The sequence below is a fragment of the Bradyrhizobium sp. S69 genome, assembly GCF_009766005.1.
Classification (GTDB): domain Bacteria; phylum Pseudomonadota; class Alphaproteobacteria; order Rhizobiales; family Xanthobacteraceae; genus Bradyrhizobium.
Genome location: NZ_LMUK01000047.1, coordinates 42,269 through 60,714 on the forward strand (window position 1 = coordinate 42,269; position 18,446 = coordinate 60,714).

Below are 18,446 nucleotides of genomic sequence, written 5' to 3' on the forward strand. Positions count from 1 at the left end.
GCATTTCGCGCGACCTGTGATTAATCGGCTATGGGCTTCAAACCGCTTTCTGTCCTTCGCCGCATTCTCCATCTCAAATGTAACGCGCTGCAATACCCTTCAAATCACGAGCGGCCGACCGCGCCAGTCAGTGCGGCGACTTTCTTGATATGGGCGGCAGCTGTCCGGCCACCGGCAGTCTTGGTTACGAGATCGAACTTCTCATCATCATCGTTACCCACTGGCATGAGCGCCAGATCCTTGTACGATCGCGCATTAGGGTCGCGCGCAATCGCGAACACCCACACTAATAGCCAAGCTATCATGCCGGCAAGAATCGCCTGCTTTTTGATGGTACCACCAAGGAAGCGCGGCCAGAAAATCCATGCACTCTCTTGCGGAAGACCAAGCCGACGCTCCGATGGATGCTTTAGGCGTAAAATCCCTCCCTGGAGCGGATGCACCTGTTCGAGCCGATCGGTTGTCGAAAACGTCAGCAGGTATTTTGCCAGATTAAGAAGCGGCACACCATTCACGGCCGCTCTCCGCAGCAGCGTCTTCATGTGCGTCGGCGTGTAATAGAGCGACCATGCCTCGTGGTAGATATCGCGCCATTCTTTCGAACTCATGACGGAATGAGCGGTACAGACGTGTTCGGTATCATAGATATTAAGATCAGGGCTCATGGCGACGCCATTTTTCCATAGGGTCTGGTGATCTTCCGATCCAGGCAACGGGGTCAAAATAAAGAACTCGAGCAGATCGACCGGCAGTTCCTGCTGAATAATTGCGATGTCGCGCCTGATTGTCGCGGGCGTATCCGCCGGAAAACCCAAAATATAGCCTGCAAACGTCACAATGCCCTGCGCCTTCCAGGCGAGTAGCATTTTTCGATATTCCGTGATTTTGTTTTGACGCTTTTTTACTGCGGCCAGATTGTCCGGATTTATGTTTTCGAGACCGATAAAGACCTTCGTAACGCCAGCTCGCTTCGCCTTCTCTATGAAGTTTGGGATTTTGTGACAGAGCGTATCGACCTGGATGAGTAAGCGGATCGGAATTCGATCGCTTTCGCGCAGATCAATCAGGCGATCAAAAATCGACTCCCATTCCTTGTTGCGCGCAAAATTGTCGTCGGTAATAAAGAAACTGCTGACGCCCTGTGCAAAGTTCAGCCTTACGAGCTGCTCAATATCGTCCGGCGATCGGTAACGCGATTTGCGGCCTTGAACATTGATGATCGTGCAAAAAGAACATTGATAGGGGCAGCCACGTCCTGCGTCGAAACTCGCGCTCTGACCGAGAGTGCGCATAATATGCCGCTTCGGCAGGAACGGGGTCGGCGTACCATCAATCGACGGCAGATCGTTCATAAAATTGTAAAGGGGCTTGATCTGGCCCGCGGCTGCATCCCTTAACATGATTTCGAGGCGGCCCTCGGCTTCACCTGCGAATATGGCGATACCTATGTTTCGGCAAGCGTCGAGATCAACAGCATGTCCGTCGAGCATGGATAGGCATCCTGAGACGTGGAATCCTCCAATGGAGACGGCAATTCCGGCCGCCCGGAATGGCCGCCCAATGTCGAGCGCGCGGGGATACTGGTTGGATTGCACCCCTACGAGGGCGACACAGCCAAAATTTCCGTGACGGCGAAATCTCTCGATAAGCGCCGGCACACCGATCCGGGTGTTGATCTCGTCCATGACCACGATGTCGATAGCAATGTCCGGACCCAGGACCTGTCGCTCGGCGCAATCGGCTGCAATGCTGTAAATCGAGGCGAGTGAATTTGACGGACTCATTGCTCGCCACCAGCGGATCAGATATCCGTCGTCATCATAGTGCGACGGTTTGATCAGGATTAACTGGAAGCGCGATCGACTATCGTGAACCATTCTTCGGACCTTCCTCAGCAGAGCCCCGCTCAGCGGTGAAGGTGCCGAACTTGATGAACTCACTCTGTATTCATGGTATTCATGTCGCCGATATGAAGGTCACCACGTTCAATTAGCTAAAACCTAGCACTTTGCGACGAACAGCGAGTGCTTGGCTTGCCGGAAACGCCCCCGGCCCACGACTATTTCGGGCGAATCGTCGATCCGGATGGAACGGCGCCGCTCTGTCGACACGCATGAACGAGTTTTCGCTGCGGGATTCCAACAGATACTACGTCACTATCAGCGCGCTCGACGCGGCCTGATCCAAAGACGCCGTAGGCCGATCAGCCGCAATTCCAGACCGGGCCGATGGGGGTCTGCGTCCAGCACGGTCCGAAACTGCCACCGTTGTAGCGGCCGCCGCCGGTGAAGCCGGGCCGACCGAAATAGTACTGGTTGCCGTCATACCCGTAATAGCGGGGGGTCGGGTCGATATACCAATGACGCTGTTCGCGGCGCGCCGTGCGCAGCACCTTGGGGTCCTGGTCGAACAGCGGAAGGCTGTTGCTCAGCGGCTGATGATAGCCCGGCAGGAAGCCATAGCCATGCCAGCGCGACGCCGGCCGCTTGTGAGCCGGCGCAGCGGGTGCGGCGACCGACAACAGCGACAGAACCACAGCAATCAATAGACACACGAAGCGCGACATGAGGCCATCATAGACAGTCGGCTGCGCGAAGGCCATTCAATTTCGAGTGCAAATTCTTGGCGCGCGGCAAGCCGCGAAAGCGCGCTGCTCTAGGCCCGCGACATCGCCTGCAGACCCTTGAAGGTCAGGCGCTTGGGGTCCGTTACGCCGGCCAGATACATCCTGCGGATGAAGGCTGCGACCGTGTCCCGATCGCAATCGGTCAAGGCCACGACGGCATCGATGGCAATTCGCTGGGCGTCCATGGGCTTCCTCTTAACGACAGCAGCCTCAAGCCGCTCAGCGTAGGCCTCACCGGTTAATCCGGCGTTAACCGTGCGGCCAGGATCGCCGATTCGGCGCCATCGGCGTATACGCAAAACAACGCATAGGAGGTTCGAACGCGGATGCCGCGGCTCAGGCCAAGAATATACATTCCGCACGGACCCCGACACGACGCCCGTGCCGCGCATTACGAATACTGCATCACCCCGTCATCGACCTTGCCGAACCGCAAGGTGACGATATCGAGCGCGTAGTTCTGGTACAGCCGCCATGGCCGCTTCGACCCCTGCTTCGGCATCTGCGCGATCGAACGCTGCACATAGCCCGAGGTGAAATTCAGCGAGGGCAATTCGGTGACGGTGGGATCGACATTGTGCGGCATGCATTGCTTGTAGCCGTGGCGGTCCATGTAATTGATCAGGCGGCAGACATATTCGCAGGTCAGGTCGCATTTCAGCGTCCACGACGCGTTGGTGTAGCCGAACGCCGACGCCATGTTGGGCACATCCGAATACATCATGCCCTTGTAGTTCAGGGTGCGCGCGAAATCGACGGTGCGGCCATCGACGCTGACCTCGAGGCCGCCCAGAACCTGGAGGTTCAAGCCGGTCGCGGTGACGATGATGTCGGCTTCGAGTTCACTGCCGTCCTTTAGCCGGATGCCGTTTTCGGTGAAGGTCTCGATCTGGTTGGTCACCACGGACGCGCGCTTGTCCCGGATCGCGCGGAACAGATCGCCATCGGGCACCAGGCACAGCCGCTGATCCCATGGATTGTAGCGCGGCGTAAAATGCGTGCCGATATCGTAATCCGGCCCCAGCGCCATCTTGACGCCGCCGAGGATCAACTGCTTGACCCGCTCGGGCTCGCGCCGCGAGAGCTGGAAGAAATACATCCCGAACAGCACATTGCGCCAGCGGATCAGATGATAAGCGAGCTTCGCCGGCAGCTTGGCGCGCAATTTGTTGGCGACCGGATCCTGCGCCGGCCGCGCCACCACATAGGTCGGCGAGCGCTGCAGCATGGTGACATGCGCGGCCTGTTTCGCCATCTCCGGCACCAGCGTTACCGCGGTGGCGCCAGAGCCGATCACCACCACGCGTTTTCCGGCGTAGTCGACGTCGTCGGTCCATTTCTGCGGATGCACGATGCGGCCGGCAAAGTCCGCGGCACCCGGAAAGGCCGGCGAATAACCGTTCTCGTAATTGTAGTAGCCCGAGCACATGAACAGGAAATTGCAGGTGAAGCGCACGGTCTCCGTAGAGCCCTCGCCTGCGGTGCGTTCGGCTTCGACCGTCCAGCGCGCCTCCGGCGTCGACCACAACGCGCGCTTGACCCGATGATGATAGCGGATGTTCTTGTCGATGCCGTTCTCGGTAGCGGTTTCGCAGACATAATTCAGGATTCTTGGGCCGTCCGCGATCGCCTTGGGTTCGGTCCACGGCTTGAACGAATAACCGAGCGTGAACATGTCGGAGTCAGAGCGGATGCCGGGATAGCGGAACAGGTCCCAGGTGCCGCCGATGCAATCGCGGCTCTCGAGAATCACGTAGCTCTTGGCCGGGCATTTTTGCTGCAAGTGAAAGCCCGCGCCGATGCCGGACAACCCGGCACCGACGATGACGACGTCGAAATGTTCAGATGGCATGGCGTTCTCCCGGCAGCCACTGTCCGACCGCCGACAGCGTCAGTCAATCGCCAAAACGGTGCTTTCCTAATTCGGACACTAGCGGCGCGGAATTAGGACACGTCGCGTTTTCGCGCGTTCCACCACCCAACAATTGCGGGTGGCCCTCCAAAACCAATCACGACCAAGATCACGGCCCAGTTTTTAAGAAGGTAGCCTTGCGCGACCAGGAATTGGGCCAAGCCCCCCGATACGAAGAATCCGGCAAAGGCCGCGATCCACTGTGAGGGCGTAAAGTCGAGGCCCTCTCTAACTGGCAAACTCATATTAGACACTCACCAAGGCAGATTAGGACGCGCATCAGTTGCGGTAACGGGTTCCAGTCGGTAAGCTACCCAAAATTGCGACAGGGGTAAATGCCGACGCCGGGGTTGTCGCTTGCTGAATTTATGGATCAGCAACAGGCGGTCGATTATTTCAGGACCAACTGTATGCCGGCGCCGACCGGCTATTGGCTTTTCTGGATGAAGACCATCAGCATCGTCTTGAACGCGTTCGGGCTCAGGCTGTGCAGCCACGAAAACAGCCGGAACACAAAGGGGCTGTCGAAGTGATAGGACGGCGAGGCATCCCAATAGTAGGAAGCCTGCCTGAACCGCGGCTCCGGAAACAGCCGGCTAATGTCGCACAGCGTGTTGAGCCGGTAGAACGCCGGAAACACGTCTTCCTCCTTGCGCCCGGGCTGGGCGCCACGCAGGACGCGGGATCGCAGCGAATCCGGCAGGAAGCTGTTGGCCAGCGCAATATAACCAAAGCGATTGGGGGTGCGCGCGCAAATCCAGCCGCCCGGCTTGAGAACGCGCACGAAGCTTCGCGCGATCGCCTCGGGATCGCCGAGGTGTTCGAAGGTGAAATCCGACAGGATCAAATCGACCGAGCCATCCGGCAATGGAAGCTCGGGACCGGAAATCACGATGGCGCGGTCGATGGCGGGGTTGGTCGTCACGGCGCTGTCGATATCGACGCCGATGACCTCCTTCACCTTGCCCCTGAGGCTCGTCAAACTGCGCCGGTAGGCGATCGGATCATCGACGTGGATCCGGCCGCGGCCGGCGCCGAAATCCACGACCACGAAATCAGGCCGCAACAGCGCATTGACGCGCTGGTAGAACTGGATCGTTCCGTCGTAACGGTCGAACCCGCCCGCGAAGATTTCGGGCAGCGAGGCAGTCATTAGAAAGATCTCCCGAAAATAATTTCAGGCACGGTCGTCGTCTATCGTAGGCGTGATCAGTAACCCGGCTCGGACAACGCGTACAGGCCAACCCGCCGGGACGCGAGACACGATCACCGTTAGTGTTACTTCGCCTTCTTTCGCGGCAAAGGCTACCACTGGCAAGCCGCCTTGAACGCGCGTTACGACACAGCACGGAACCGAGCGGGAGTTCGAGCGCGTGCCGGCCGTTGCAAGGGATGCAGGGGAACTGCCGGCAGCGTGCGGAATCGCCACTGGAGCCCCGTTCCGATGGAATCGGAACGGGGCTCCAGTCTTTTGTTTTGACGCGTTTTCTTGACGCGAACCGGTGGCCACGGAGCCTGTCATCGGGCGCGCATTCGCGACCCGTTGGCTCGAAAATGCTCTAGTGTTAAAATAGAATTAGCACTGTCGCTTTACCGTCGCCGGCCATGAGCGACGAGGTTATCACCAGCACGACGAAACACATCCCCGCGCGAGCCACGCTTCCCTGGCTGGTCGGCGCGGCTGTCTATGCGGTATTGCTGACGCTCGGCCCGCGGTTGCTGAGCGACCCGGACAGCTATTCTCATATCGCGGTCGGGCGCTGGATCATGGCACACGGTGCCGTGCCCACGAACGACCCGTTTTCGTTCTCGATGCACGGCGCGCCCTGGATCTCTTTCGAATGGCTGTCCCAAGTCTTCTACGCGGCAGCATATGACTTCTTCGGTTGGAACGGCGTGGCGGCGCTGGCGGCGGCGGCAGCCGCGCTGGCCTTCGGTCTGCTGACCCGCTTCCTGCTGCGGGAACTTTCGCCGACACCGGCGCTGCTGATGGTCATGGCGGCGATCGTATTGTTGGCGCCGCATCTACTGGCGCGGCCGCACATGCTGACGCTGCCGATCATGATGATCTGGGCGGCGGCGCTGGTGCGTTGCATGGACCGGCGTGCACCCCCGCCCTATTGGGCGCTGCCGCTGCTGGTGTTGTGGGCCAATCTGCACGGCAGCGTGGTGCTGGCACTCGGCCTGATTGGACCGGCCGTGCTTGAGGCGCTGCTGGGCCAGAAGCGTAGCGAATGGCCGCGCGTGCTGTTGCGCTGGCTGCCGTTCATCGCCCTGGCGGTCGTCGCCTGCTGCCTGACGCCCTACGGGCCGGAGTCGCTGCTGATACCACTCACGACGCTCGGCCTCGGCGATGCGCTGCAATGGATCGGGGAATGGCGACCTCAGGACTTCGGCCATTTCGGCGCCTTCGAGTTGCTGCTGCTGGCGGGCATCTTCGCGCTGTCGCGCGGGGTGACGCTGCCGGTGGTGCGGATGCTGGTGGTGCTGGGCCTGATGCATTTTGCACTGGCCCAGGTACGCAATGCAGACCTGCTGGCGATGCTGGCGCCGCTCTATTTGGCGGCGCCGCTGGCGCGGCAGTTGGGCACGCGGGTCGACGATGACGCTGCCGGTTCGGCACGCGCCGTGAACCTGACGGCCCTGGCCGTGATGATCGTGGCGACCGGGCTGGCGCTGGGCAGTGACATGCGCCCGCCGCAGCGGAACACACCGGAGGCGGCCGTGGCGAATGCCGGTCTCGCCAAGGCGGGACCCGTGCTCAACGATTATTCGTTCGGCGGCTATTTGATCTTCGCGGGCATTCCCACCTTCATAGACGGCCGCGGCGAATTGTATGGCGGCTCATTCATCGCGCGCTACAATCGCGATATCTCGCTGGCCGACCTGCCCGATTTTCTCAAGCTGCTCGACCAGTACAAATTCGGTGCGACGCTGCTCGCGCCGGACACGCCGGCGGTAGCGCTGCTCGACCGCCTGCCGGACTGGCAGCGCGTCTATAGCGACGACGTGGCGGTGGTGCACCGGCGGCGGGATGCGCCGAAACAATAGCTCAGCCGAAAATAATTCAGACGGCACCAGAAGTCTGTGAACTCTCTCATGGGAGCGCGATGAGAGAAGCAACATCCGCGACGAGCGGATAAAAAACGAGAACGCCGAACTAAGACTCGAGGGTGGCCAGAGCGGCGGACTTGACGGTCTGTTGCCGTCGCTGCCAATTTGCAACACTGAAATTCAGGAATTTTCCTTCGCGCACAACGACGCAAGAAAAAATAATCGCAACGAGTCCTATTGCGCCGCCGGCGATCATATCGGTCAAAAAGTGCGCCCCCTGCACGGGAATCGTCAAAAAGCAAAGGCTCTGAACAACCAGCGTAATCCAGCGCACCGGCGTGTTCCACGCGGCCCAGAGATAAAGAATAACTGTGGTTGTATGAAAACTGGGAAACGAGATTGCCCCCGAGGGTATCACGTCAGCGTAAATATCGACTATCCCGGCCCTGAGCGCATCATAGGTGGCCTTGTAGTCTGAAAACTGCACCAAAAGGCCGGGATGCAGCGAGGCCTTCATTCCATGTTGCACATAGGCTCCATAAGAAGGAGTAACGATGGCAATCAAGTAAACGATGCTCAGGGAAACCGTGGATGCGATCAAGAAACGCACCAATGTCGATATGCGCTGATATGCTGCAAGAACCACGACGACGAAAAGAGCATAATAAGGCCAGCACAGATAGGCCATGCGGCAAGCCATGCCAAAGAACGGATGGTTAACGTGCCATTCGAAATATTGAATCCAGTTAAAGCCCAAACCCGAGTCGATCTGCGCCAAGGCTTGGTCGATAAAAGGATAAGATCTGCCTATGTAGGATGGGCCCAGATGAGCAAGTATATTGATCTGGCTTAAAAGGCAGATGTTCGCAAACGCAAAAGCGGCTGCCGACAATGAAATCCAGTTTTTGAGAGAGAAAAACAAACCGCCAACCGTCAACACCCCACCGGCCGCCAGGGAGACGATGATATCCGTTGTAAGATGAATGCCTTGAGGCATGGCTGAAATCAGCCAGAAATCGAAGGCCATCGCCGAAAACGTCACTATATAGGCGGCGAAAAAAGGCCGCAGAGCAGGGTGAAATTTCGGCATTTCTCTCCTCCTTGAATGTAAGAAAGGCCAGAAGGTCGTAAAGGAAACGTCAACAGCGCAGCCGGATATGCCTTCTACAAATAGCGTTCCACTCGGCTGAGCCGCTGAATGCCAGGCGACGGTCAACCCGGCCAGGATGCGCCGAAGAAAACTCAGCCGAAAAATGGCTCAGGCGGTGCCGAAAGCGGCGTATTGCGCGCCGAGCGGCACGTTGCCTAAAGCGCCTTCGACACGGCGCGCGGACTTTACCTCCCAGGGCAATAGCAGGAAATAACGTGCGCCGATCTCGCGAAAGCCGGCGGCTGCCATCAGTTTCCGCGTCGTGCCGGCACCAAGCAGGACGGCGTCACGGTCGAATTCGCAGCGCGAAACGGCAAGCCGGGTCAGCGGATTGAGCGGATTGTGCTCGATGACGCAGATCAGCCCTCCTGGCCGCACCACGCGCCGCATTTCGCTGATGAAATGCGCCCATTCGGCCGGCGCGACGTGGTGCATCACGCAGATCGCGGTCACCAGATCGAAGGCGGAATCGTCGAAGGGAAAGTTGCTGCCGTCGAAGGCGCGGTAGTCGACATCGCGGTTGTCCGCGCGCGCCTGTGCGATGCTGGCCGAGGAAACGTCAATACCGCAGAGACGGCCGACCATGCCGTGCAGCAGAGGATGAAAGCTGCCGACGCCACAGCCGACATCGAGCATCGCGGGCTTTACCGGCCCGAGCCGCCGCGCGATCAATTCGCGCAAAAGATCGGCCTTGGCGCGCATGAAAAAACTGTGCGGCAGGCCGGAAAAATCGATCGACGACTGGACTACGTCCCGGTAGTTGCTGCGATAGCCGTCGAACAATTCGGTCATGCGCGTACGCTCATTCGTACACCGCCCGCATCGCGGGCTGTATCGCCGCGGCCAGTTCACGCTCAAAGCCGAGCCGCTCCTGCACGACATAGAGCGGACGGTGCTTAACCTCGGCATGGATGCGGCCGACATAAAGTCCGACGATGCCGGTCATCAGCATGTTCATGCCGCACAGAAGCGAAACGATCACGATGGTCGAGGACCAGCCGGCAACCAGATGGCTGTCGTTGCTCATCCATAACACCGCCACCCAGCCGCCGTAGAGCAGCGCCAGGCTCGACACCACGAGCCCGCACCAGATCGCCAGCCGCAAAGGCGCGTCGGAAAAGCCTAGCGCCGCATTGACGGCGAGCCGCGCCATCTTGAAAAGCGGATATTTGGTTTCGCCGGCGACGCGCTCAAGGCGATGGAAAGCCACTTCGGTCTGCTTGAAGCCGAGCCAGGCGATCATGCCGCGCACGAAACGGTCCCGCTCGGGCATCTCGCGGAGCACGTTGAGCACCTTGCGGTCGATCAGGCGGAAGTCGCCGACGTCGGCCGGGATGCCGACGGTGGTCATGCGGCCGAGCATCCGATAGAATACATGGGCGGTGGCGCGCTTGAACCGACTTTCGCCCGCACGCGACAGGCGGCGCGCATAGACGACGTCGTAGCCTTCCTCCCATTTGGCGATCAGTTGCTCTACGACTTCAGGCGGATCCTGTAGGTCGGCGTCCATGACGACAATCGCCTTGCCCTGCGCCGCGTCCATGCCGGCGGTAATGGCGATCTGGTGGCCGAAATTGCGTGACAGGCCGATATAGCGGTAGCGCGGGTCGCGCTTGACCAACGCTTGCAGCACGATAGGGCTGGAATCGCTGCTACCATCGTCGACGAAGATGGCCTCAGCCGGACCCTGAAGCCGGGCCAGCAACTGGTCAAGCCGGCGCAACAGCACCGGCAGCACGGCTTCCTCGTTAAATACCGGGATGATGAGGCTGTAGCAGATCGGCTGGGAATCGATCGGCATAAGACAGGTTCCACTCCATTGAATGGGCGGAAGTCTAGAATGCCGATAGTTAAGACGGCCTTGCCCGGCGGTTAAGAACCAGGTTGTTTTGATACGGTTTGGCCCGGTACAGCCAAGGCAAAAGGGGCAATTGGAGCGCGGCAGGGATACCGGTTTGCGTCAAGAAAGCGCGTCAAAACAAACGACTAGGGCGCGCGCTTGATTTTATAGAGAACAAAGCGCGCGGACCCGTCCACTTCCTCCAGCAGGTCTGGCAACGGGTTCGCCACACTCGGCCCCAGCACATAGAGATAGTCGTAATCCCGGTACCAGGTGCGGACGAAAGCCGGCGTTTCGAGCACCGTTTGGCTTGCCGCGATCGCGACAAGCGCGCGTAGCGGAACCGGACCGCCATAGGGGATGGCGAGACGCCGGATGGACGAGCGCGCGCGCACCGGCTGCTTGCCAACCTCGGTGAACAGGTTCGGTACGAAGGCATCGGCATAATGCACCGCCAGCGTCGGAGCATAGGCCATCGGATACTGCGTGAGGTCGTTGAATGGCGGGTCGTAGCCCTCTCCGCTGCTCGCAACCAGCAACCGTGAGCCGCGGTCGATTTTCTGGAACGATGAGATGACATCGGCGTAATCCGCACGGTAGGGCAGCCAGACCGCATAAACTGTCGCCAGGTTGGCGAGCGTGATGCCGGTGACGATGGCAAGCGCAGCAGCGGTCCATCGTCGGCTGGGCAGTGACAGCGAGCAGAAGGCCGGCATGATCAAAGCCGCCGCGGGGATCAGCCGGAGGTCGACAAACGAGGTGCCGAACAGGTTCGACGGGATCGCAAGATAAAGCAGCGAGAAACCAGCCGCGAGCCAAATCCCGGCGGGTTCGAGCTTCAGGATGCCACGCTTGGCCGCGAAATACAGCGACGCCAGCAACGCCAACATAGTTGCCGCCGATACCGTTAAATTATAGCCGTTCATGATGCGAAAAAGCCAGATCGGCTTGAATGCGAAATTCCAGGTCGAGCCCTCGCCTCCGATCGAGCCGGCGGTCAAATGCATCACCGTGAGTAATAACAGCACCGGTACCGCGAGTATCGCAAGTCGCAACGCGGCATCGCGGTATGACGCTTTCCGATCGTGGGCACGCCACAGCTCGCAGAACCCGAGCGTCGCACCATAGATGCCCAGCGAAAAAAAATGCGCTGCAAATAATCCCACAACGAAAAGCGCATTGGCGATGAAACGCACGCGCCATCCACGTTCCACCACCGTCAGATAAGCGGCGACGCCCCACAGCGTGACGCCCAAACCAAATTCGAAATTCAGGAAGCCCCACGTAAACGGCAAGCAGTAGAGAAACATCAGCGCCGCGAAACCGGCGAGATGGACCCGCCCCTTCACGACCCGTTCGAGCAGCAGCGCGCCGCCGACGATCAATAATTGGCTCAGAAGCAAAAACAGCCGCGTGGCATTTTCGACGCCAGTTAACCGCGCCATCCGCGGGACCATCAGATCCATCGCCAGATTGGGATAGAGCGCCCAGGCCACCTCATAATACGGGTTGGCATCGGGAGTGCCGCTCCGGCTGAGAATATACATCCGGGCGAGGTGATTGAGATAATCCACCATGGCCGGTATCGGCGTCAGTAACACCGGGAGAAGCGAGGCGGCGGTCAGCAGCGCAAAAACGACAATCGCTATCGACCGATCCGAGCCAGACCGCGTCCAAGCCGTGATGACCCGCCAATCGGAAAGAACCATGTTATCGGACTGCTATCTCGGTCTATGCCCCGGTCCACCGCATATCGACACGGGCCGCGGCATCGCGCAACAGGCCGAAGAAGCCCCGAGAGCATGTTTCAACCAAGTTGAAGCATGCTCGTCGGTGATCTTGTCGCTTGAGCATGATCTGCGGGCAAACGCCTCGCGTTTGTCGCAGCATCAAGCTCCAAGCGGTAGATTTCTCAATACCGGTAGTGATCCGCCTTGAACGGGCCTTCCGGCTTGACGCCGATATAGTCGGCCTGGTCGGGCCGCAGCTTCGTCAGCTTCACGCCGATCTTGGCGAGATGCAGCCGGGCGACCTTTTCGTCGAGCGATTTCGGCAGCACATAGACCTTCTTGCCGAATTTGCCGTCCTTGTTGTTGGCGAACAGCTCGATCTGCGCCAGCGTCTGGTTGGTGAAGGAAGCCGACATCACGAAGCTCGGATGACCCATGGCGTTGCCGAGGTTCACCAGACGGCCTTCCGACAGCAGGATGATGCGATGCTTGTCGGGGAATTCGATCTCGTCGACCTGCGGCTTGACGTTGGTCCACCTCAGGTTCTTCAGACCCGCGATCTGGATCTCGTTGTCGAAATGCCCGATGTTGCAGACGATGGCGCGATCCTTCATCGCGCGCATATGCTCGATGGTGATGATGTCCTTGTTGCCGGTCGCGGTGACGAAGATGTCGGCGCGCGGCGCGGCCTCTTCCATCGTGACGACTTCATAGCCTTCCATCGCCGCCTGCAGCGCGCAGATCGGATCGACTTCGGACACCATGACGCGGCAGCCGGCCTGGCGCAGCGAGGCGGCCGAACCCTTGCCGACGTCACCGAAGCCCGCGACCATCGCCACCTTGCCCGACATCATCACGTCGGTGCCGCGGCGGATGCCGTCGACCAGCGATTCACGGCAGCCATACAGGTTGTCGAATTTCGATTTCGTCACGCTGTCGTTGACGTTGATCGCCGGGAACAGCAGCTTGCCGCTCTTTTCCATTTCATAAAGGCGATGCACGCCTGTGGTGGTCTCTTCCGAGACGCCCTTGATGTTCTTGGCGATCTCGGCGAACCAGCCTTTCGGCTTCTCCTTGAGGAGCTTCTTGATCAGCGCGAAGAACACTTCCTCCTCTTCCGAACCGGGCTTGTCGAGGAACGCGACATCGCCGTTCTCGGCGCGCAGGCCGTGATGCACCAGCATGGTGGCGTCGCCGCCATCGTCGAGGATCATGTTGGGCGTACCGCCGCCGTGCCAGTCGAACAGCTTGGCGGTGTAATCCCAATACTCAGTCAGGGTTTCGCCCTTGACCGCGAACACCGGAATGCCGGCCGCGGCGATCGCTGCCGCCGCATGATCCTGCGTCGAATAGATGTTGCAGGAAACCCAGCGGATGTCGGCGCCGAGTGCGGCCAATGTTTCGATCAAAACCGCGGTCTGGATCGTCATGTGCAGCGAGCCCGCGATCCGCGCGCCCTTCAGCGGCTTGGTCGGGCCGTATTCTTCCCGCGTCGCCATCAGGCCGGGCATTTCGGTCTCGGCCAGCGAGATTTCCTTGCGGCCGAAATCGGCGAGCGAGATGTCCTTGACGATGTAATCGGTCATGTAGTGGTTTTCCCAAACAGAGTAATGCGGACCTATCGATACGATAAGAAGCGGAACGCTTTGTGACGATCTGCGCCGCTAAATGCGCGGCAGTCTCTCCCCGCAAGCGGGGAGAGACGAAGACGAAACTAGAACGCGCCCTTGAGCTGGCTGACGAGGTCAGTCTTCTCCCAGGAGAAGCCGCCGTCCTTTTCCGACGCACGGCCGAAATGGCCATAGGCCGCGGTGCGCTGGTAGATCGGGCGGTTCAGCTTGAGCGTACGGCGGATGTTGGTCGGCGTCAGCCGGAACAGCTGCGGCAGGATCTTCTCGAGCTTCTTCTCGTCGACCTTGCCGGTGCCGTGGGTATCGACCAGCACCGACATCGGATCGGCAACGCCGATCGCATAAGCGACCTGGATGGTGCAGCGATCGGCCAGACCGGCCGCGACCACGTTCTTGGCGAGATAGCGCGTGGCATAAGCGGCCGAGCGATCGACCTTGGTCGGATCCTTGCCGGAGAATGCGCCGCCGCCGTGCGGGGCGTAACCACCGTAAGTATCGACGATGATCTTGCGTCCCGTCAGGCCGCAATCGCCGTCCGGTCCGCCGACCACGAAATTACCGGTCGGATTGACCAGGAAGTCGGAACCCTTCTGCGGCATCCAGCCCTTCGGCAGCGCCGATTCCACCGCGGTCGAGATCATGTCCTTGATCAGGCCGGGCGAGTATTTCTTGCCGTTGCGGCTCTTCTCGTTGTGCTGGGTCGAGACCACGACCTTGGTGCAGCCGACCGGCTTGCCGTCGACATACTTCACCGTGACCTGGCTCTTGGCGTCGGGCTGCAGATCGGCCAACTGGCCGTTGCGCCGCTTTTCCGACAGCACTTTGAGGATCTTGTGCGCGAAGTAGATCGGCGCGGGCATGTAAGAGCCCTTCTGGTACACTTCGCTCTCGGTACAGGCGTAGCCGAACATCATGCCCTGGTCACCGGCGCCCTCTTCTTCGCCGCTCTTCTTTTTCTTGGCATCGACGCCCATCGCGATGTCGGGCGACTGGCCGTGCAGCAGCACTTCGACGTCGGCGCCGTGATAGGAGAAGCCGTTCTGGTCGTAGCCGATGTCCTTGACCACATCGCGCGCGATCTGGGTGATCAGCTCGCGGTCGACCACCGACTTGCCGTGGATGGTGCGGAACAACTGGCCGCGGCCCTCGCCGGCGATCACGATCTTGTTGGTCGTGCACAGCGTCTCGCAGCCGAGCCGGGTATTGACCGCGCTGTTGTCGGCAATGCCGAGTTCGACGTCCTTGGTGAGGAAAGCGTCGAGGATTGCATCCGAGATTTGATCCGAGACCTTGTCCGGATGGCCTTCTGAAACCGACTCGCTGGTGAACAAATAAGACTCGCGCATCAACCAAACCCCTTTTTTTCCGCCGGACCTCGGCGGTCCTTTTCGTGTGTGTCCGTGTGTTTCGAAATGTCAGTCGCGACGGCGCGAGATGACGTAGGATTCATCGTAGAACCAGAGCCCGTTATGCTTGCGCAGAACTTCCCTGGCGGCATCGAGAGGACGGCTGCTTTGAGCCATTTCCGTCAACCGGTCGTCTTCAATCTGGGCGACATACACCGCCGCATTCCATGCCGCAAAGGCCGTCGAGGTTCCGATCGAGCCGGTGACCTCGTTGGGCAGCGCTTCCATATCATACCGGAAGATCGAGCGGTTATCCGCGTAGGTATTAATATTAAGGTCCCGCCCAGCCGACCCCAGCTCGTATTTCACGGCGCGCAATAGCTCATGGCGGCTGACCGCGAAAGGATTTTCTCCCGGCCATACGGCCTGGATTATCTCCAAACCGGGATCCTGGCCGTGGGAGTGAATTCCAATCAAACGACCGCCTGCACGCAATGCCCGCGCCAGTGGTGCGATTATACGCTTGGCGCGGAAGTTCACCGATGATTTTGCCCGGTAGGGCTGTGAGGCGATAATCAGATCAAAATTGGCCTCAGTGCGGCCGGCGCGCGGAATGATCGAATCGAGCAGGAATCGGTGATCTTCCCGATACAGCACCAGCGCGACTGGCCGCTCATAGATCGGCATGCCCGAACGCGGGCTGACCATCGCCCGCCAGTTCTGCTCCAGGAATGGACCGAGCTCGCCGATCTGGGCCTCGAAGTCGCCCGAGGAGGCACCGCGAAGCGCTACTTCATGCCACATCATTCCGGAAGCAGCTTGGGGCGAGGATGGCGTCAGCCAGGGCGCCTCGGCGTAGTACATGTTGGTGAGCACGAAGACGGTCGCCGGGTGCTCGAACAGCCGGTCCGGCACCTTGTCCAGCGTCAACCGGACATCTTCAAGGCTGAGCTCCTTGCCGGCGACGTAAAACGGCATGTGCGGAAAGCGGCCATGCATCGACCGCATCACCCGCGCCAGCACGGTGCCGTCGCCGCAGCCGGCATCGAACACCCGCAGCGCCGGCGGCCGCGGATGGATGCTGGACAATTCCAGCGCCACCCGTTCCGCGATCACCCGCTTTTCGCTGCAGGTATGGACGAACAACAAATATTTCTGCCGGTTCTCGAAGAAGCGGAAATTACCGCGCGGATCGCGCTTCTCGGGGGGCACCTCGAGCCCCCGCGGCGGCGGCACCGCGCCGGTGGACGCCGCGATATAGGCCTGGATGCGGTCCAGCGTATCGACGGTGATGCGCTTGCCCTCCCGCAGCCGGTGCACGAGCTTGCCGTCATTGACGGCCCGCCGCCCAAAGGTCGATTCCGCCATATCGGCCTGGCGGCAGAATTCGTTGATCTGGCTGAGGATCCGGTCGTTTTTCATCAGGACAGATTTGAGACCAGAATTGGGGCCAGAAGTGGGAAGATCCGGTGGGCAGACGACAGTGACCTAGGTCTCCTACCACCCTTTGCCCACCTTGGAAACCCACCTTGGAAAGATCGCCCGCAGCCGGAAATTGCCGGAGTCGGGCTGATCGACAGGCGATTGCCCCAGCGCTCAAATTGGCGGGTTCGTCATTGCGAGCCAGCGGGTCGCGCGAATGCGCGCCCGATGACAGCCTCCGCGAAGCAATCCAGGACAACAAGGAAGGGCTGGATTGCTTCGTCGCAACTGCTCCTCGCAATGACGGCTCAGCATGAACTCTTGGCGCTGCGCGCATCGCAAAACGGCCTCGCGATCAGTGCCGCGCGTCGGCTTTCAAACCGACGCCCGGACCGATGTCGTCGAGCGCCCGATAGACCAGATCTTTCAGATGGACGCGAAGGCTGTCGCGATCGGCGACGGTCTGCGCCATGAAGACGACGATCATGTCTTGTTTCGGATCGATCCAGAAGGTGGTGCCGCCGGCGCCCGACCAGTTCATCTCGCCGACCGAACCCTCGCCAGCGGTATGGCCGGGCTCCGTGCGGACCGAGAATCCCAGGCCGAACCCACAGCCCGAGCCGGGCAAGTAGTAGGGACCGGGCGCCACGCCAGATCCCGGCCCGATGTGATCTGAGCCCATGCTCAGGACGGTCTTCTCGCTGAGATACCGTTGGCCATCCAGCGTACCGCCGTTGAGCAGCATCTGGGCAAAACGGGCATAGTCAGCCACCGTCGAGACCATCCCATGGCCGCCGGCTTGCCATTTTTGCTCGACACGCGGATCGTTCATCACGAAATGGTCGGCGATGATCCGATCGTTCGGGAACGGCTCGGCGACCAGTGATTTTTGGGCGGGATCGGCCACATAGAATGCCGTGTCTTTCATGCCGAGCGGGTCCAGCAGTCGTTGCTTCTCGAACTGATAGAGCGATTGCCCCGAGACCACTTCGATCACGCGACCCAGGATGTCGGTCGAATGGCCGTAATCCCAGGTCGTGCCGGGCTGATAATCCAGCGGCAGCCTCGCGATCTTTTCGGCGAACCCGGCGTTGTCGAGATCACCATCGAACAAATGGGCATCCGCGTAGGCCTTCTTGACCAGCCCCTCGCCGATGAAGCTGTAGGTTATCCCCGACGTGTGGCGCATCAGGTCCCGGATGGTGATCGGCTGCCTGGCGGGGACGAGGTCCAGCGTGACCGCGCCATTGGCGGCCTTCTGCTCGACGCCGACTTTGACGCTGGCGAATGACGGAATATATTTTGATAAGGGGTCGTCGAGCCCTAGCTTTCCGTCCTCGACGAGCATCATCGCGGCAACGGTCGTAATCGGCTTCGACATCGAGTAGATGCGGAAGATGCTGTTGGCGGTCATCGGCTGCTTGGTGCCGGGATCCCGCAGGCCAAAGCTCTTCAAATAAGCCGCCTCACCGTTGCGCTGGATCAGCACCACCGCGCCCGGAATCTTGTTTGCAGCGATCTCGGCCTCGAGATAGGCGTCGATGCCGCCCAACCCCTCGCGCGTAAACCCCGCTTCGATGGCGGGGGCACCGAGCGAACTCTCGGCCAGAGCGATGGTCACGGCGAACGCAAGCGTCGCCGCCAGAGTGAGGGTGCTGAGCTTCGGTGGCGAGAACATCTGCATTTCTCCCCCGGTTGTTCGGGTACTACGCTTTGACGATTTTAACGGTCGCTC

14 protein-coding genes are annotated in these 18,446 nt (G+C 60.1%); 1 reads left to right on the forward strand and 13 read right to left on the reverse strand.

Annotation, left to right across the window (positions count from 1 at the left end):
* Positions 1 to 104: 104 nt before the first annotated feature.
* The 5 genes from GSQ88_RS28010 to GSQ88_RS28025 all read right to left on the reverse strand — a co-directional run bounded on the left by GSQ88_RS28010 (position 105) and on the right by GSQ88_RS28025 (position 5,691).
* Positions 105 to 1,877 carry a B12-binding domain-containing radical SAM protein gene (locus GSQ88_RS28010; RefSeq protein ID WP_159011035.1) on the reverse strand — a complete coding sequence of 591 codons (1,773 nt, stop codon included), beginning with the start codon at positions 1,875 to 1,877 and terminating at the stop codon, positions 105 to 107.
* A 326-nt stretch (positions 1,878 to 2,203) separates the two neighbouring features.
* On the reverse strand, positions 2,204 to 2,566 hold the full coding sequence (locus GSQ88_RS28015) for a hypothetical protein (protein ID WP_174248136.1): 363 nt from the start codon (positions 2,564 to 2,566) through the stop codon (positions 2,204 to 2,206).
* A gap of 89 nt (positions 2,567 to 2,655) precedes the next feature.
* A complete protein-coding gene (locus GSQ88_RS35060) occupies positions 2,656 to 2,811 on the reverse strand; it encodes a hypothetical protein (protein ID WP_174248134.1) in 156 nt (51 codons plus the stop codon).
* Positions 2,812 to 3,017: 206 nt separating this feature from the next.
* Entirely contained in the window at positions 3,018 to 4,478 is a 1,461-nt protein-coding gene (locus GSQ88_RS28020) for a flavin-containing monooxygenase (protein WP_159011037.1), read from the reverse strand.
* A gap of 487 nt (positions 4,479 to 4,965) precedes the next feature.
* The gene (locus tag GSQ88_RS28025) at positions 4,966 to 5,691 is read right to left on the reverse strand and encodes a class I SAM-dependent methyltransferase (RefSeq protein ID WP_159011038.1); all 726 of its coding nucleotides are present in this window, start codon (positions 5,689 to 5,691) and stop codon (positions 4,966 to 4,968) included.
* Positions 5,692 to 6,143: 452 nt separating this feature from the next.
* On the opposite strand from GSQ88_RS28025, the gene GSQ88_RS28030 reads away from it, so the two are divergent.
* Positions 6,144 to 7,589 (forward strand): hypothetical protein, encoded by a 1,446-nt coding sequence (locus GSQ88_RS28030; protein WP_159011039.1) that lies wholly within the window; start codon positions 6,144 to 6,146, stop codon positions 7,587 to 7,589.
* A gap of 109 nt (positions 7,590 to 7,698) precedes the next feature.
* On the opposite strand, the gene GSQ88_RS28035 is transcribed toward GSQ88_RS28030, so the two are convergent.
* The 8 genes from GSQ88_RS28035 to GSQ88_RS28070 form a co-directional block, all read right to left on the reverse strand.
* Positions 7,699 to 8,682: a phosphatase PAP2 family protein gene (locus GSQ88_RS28035; RefSeq protein ID WP_159011040.1), complete on the reverse strand. Its 984-nt coding sequence runs from the start codon at positions 8,680 to 8,682 to the stop codon at positions 7,699 to 7,701.
* A gap of 168 nt (positions 8,683 to 8,850) precedes the next feature.
* On the reverse strand, positions 8,851 to 9,534 hold the full coding sequence (locus GSQ88_RS28040) for a class I SAM-dependent methyltransferase (RefSeq protein ID WP_159011041.1): 684 nt from the start codon (positions 9,532 to 9,534) through the stop codon (positions 8,851 to 8,853).
* A 10-nt stretch (positions 9,535 to 9,544) separates the two neighbouring features.
* Positions 9,545 to 10,543: a glycosyltransferase family 2 protein gene (locus GSQ88_RS28045; RefSeq protein WP_159011042.1), complete on the reverse strand. Its 999-nt coding sequence runs from the start codon at positions 10,541 to 10,543 to the stop codon at positions 9,545 to 9,547.
* A 185-nt stretch (positions 10,544 to 10,728) separates the two neighbouring features.
* Positions 10,729 to 12,291: a hypothetical protein gene (locus GSQ88_RS28050; RefSeq protein WP_159011043.1), complete on the reverse strand. Its 1,563-nt coding sequence runs from the start codon at positions 12,289 to 12,291 to the stop codon at positions 10,729 to 10,731.
* A 203-nt stretch (positions 12,292 to 12,494) separates the two neighbouring features.
* On the reverse strand, positions 12,495 to 13,898 hold the full coding sequence (ahcY, locus tag GSQ88_RS28055) for an adenosylhomocysteinase (protein WP_159011044.1): 1,404 nt from the start codon (positions 13,896 to 13,898) through the stop codon (positions 12,495 to 12,497).
* 128 nt (positions 13,899 to 14,026) lie between these two features.
* Positions 14,027 to 15,289 (reverse strand): methionine adenosyltransferase, encoded by a 1,263-nt coding sequence (gene metK / locus GSQ88_RS28060; RefSeq protein WP_210253908.1) that lies wholly within the window; start codon positions 15,287 to 15,289, stop codon positions 14,027 to 14,029.
* 69 nt (positions 15,290 to 15,358) lie between these two features.
* Positions 15,359 to 16,711 (reverse strand): hypothetical protein, encoded by a 1,353-nt coding sequence (locus GSQ88_RS28065; RefSeq protein WP_159011046.1) that lies wholly within the window; start codon positions 16,709 to 16,711, stop codon positions 15,359 to 15,361.
* 355 nt (positions 16,712 to 17,066) lie between these two features.
* Positions 17,067 to 18,389, reverse strand: a complete 1,323-nt coding sequence (locus GSQ88_RS28070; protein ID WP_159011047.1) for a serine hydrolase domain-containing protein — start codon at positions 18,387 to 18,389, stop codon at positions 17,067 to 17,069.
* Positions 18,390 to 18,446: the final 57 nt, after the last annotated feature.

What these genes read in the sequence shown, in the direction of transcription:
- GSQ88_RS28010 (WP_159011035.1), bottom strand. Translation starts at nt 1,877, where the DNA reads ATGGTTCACGATAGTCGATCGCGCTTCCAGTTAATCCTGATCAAACCG.
- GSQ88_RS28015 (WP_174248136.1), bottom strand. Translation starts at nt 2,566, where the DNA reads ATGTCGCGCTTCGTGTGTCTATTGATTGCTGTGGTTCTGTCGCTGTTG.
- GSQ88_RS35060 (WP_174248134.1), bottom strand. Translation starts at nt 2,811, where the DNA reads ATGGACGCCCAGCGAATTGCCATCGATGCCGTCGTGGCCTTGACCGAT.
- GSQ88_RS28020 (WP_159011037.1), bottom strand. Translation starts at nt 4,478, where the DNA reads ATGCCATCTGAACATTTCGACGTCGTCATCGTCGGTGCCGGGTTGTCC.
- GSQ88_RS28025 (WP_159011038.1), bottom strand. Translation starts at nt 5,691, where the DNA reads ATGACTGCCTCGCTGCCCGAAATCTTCGCGGGCGGGTTCGACCGTTAC.
- GSQ88_RS28030 (WP_159011039.1), top strand. Translation starts at nt 6,144, where the DNA reads ATGAGCGACGAGGTTATCACCAGCACGACGAAACACATCCCCGCGCGA.
- GSQ88_RS28035 (WP_159011040.1), bottom strand. Translation starts at nt 8,682, where the DNA reads ATGCCGAAATTTCACCCTGCTCTGCGGCCTTTTTTCGCCGCCTATATA.
- GSQ88_RS28040 (WP_159011041.1), bottom strand. Translation starts at nt 9,534, where the DNA reads ATGACCGAATTGTTCGACGGCTATCGCAGCAACTACCGGGACGTAGTC.
- GSQ88_RS28045 (WP_159011042.1), bottom strand. Translation starts at nt 10,543, where the DNA reads ATGCCGATCGATTCCCAGCCGATCTGCTACAGCCTCATCATCCCGGTA.
- GSQ88_RS28050 (WP_159011043.1), bottom strand. Translation starts at nt 12,291, where the DNA reads ATGGTTCTTTCCGATTGGCGGGTCATCACGGCTTGGACGCGGTCTGGC.
- ahcY (WP_159011044.1), bottom strand. Translation starts at nt 13,898, where the DNA reads ATGACCGATTACATCGTCAAGGACATCTCGCTCGCCGATTTCGGCCGC.
- metK (WP_210253908.1), bottom strand. Translation starts at nt 15,289, where the DNA reads ATGCGCGAGTCTTATTTGTTCACCAGCGAGTCGGTTTCAGAAGGCCAT.
- GSQ88_RS28065 (WP_159011046.1), bottom strand. Translation starts at nt 16,711, where the DNA reads ATGAAAAACGACCGGATCCTCAGCCAGATCAACGAATTCTGCCGCCAG.
- GSQ88_RS28070 (WP_159011047.1), bottom strand. Translation starts at nt 18,389, where the DNA reads ATGTTCTCGCCACCGAAGCTCAGCACCCTCACTCTGGCGGCGACGCTT.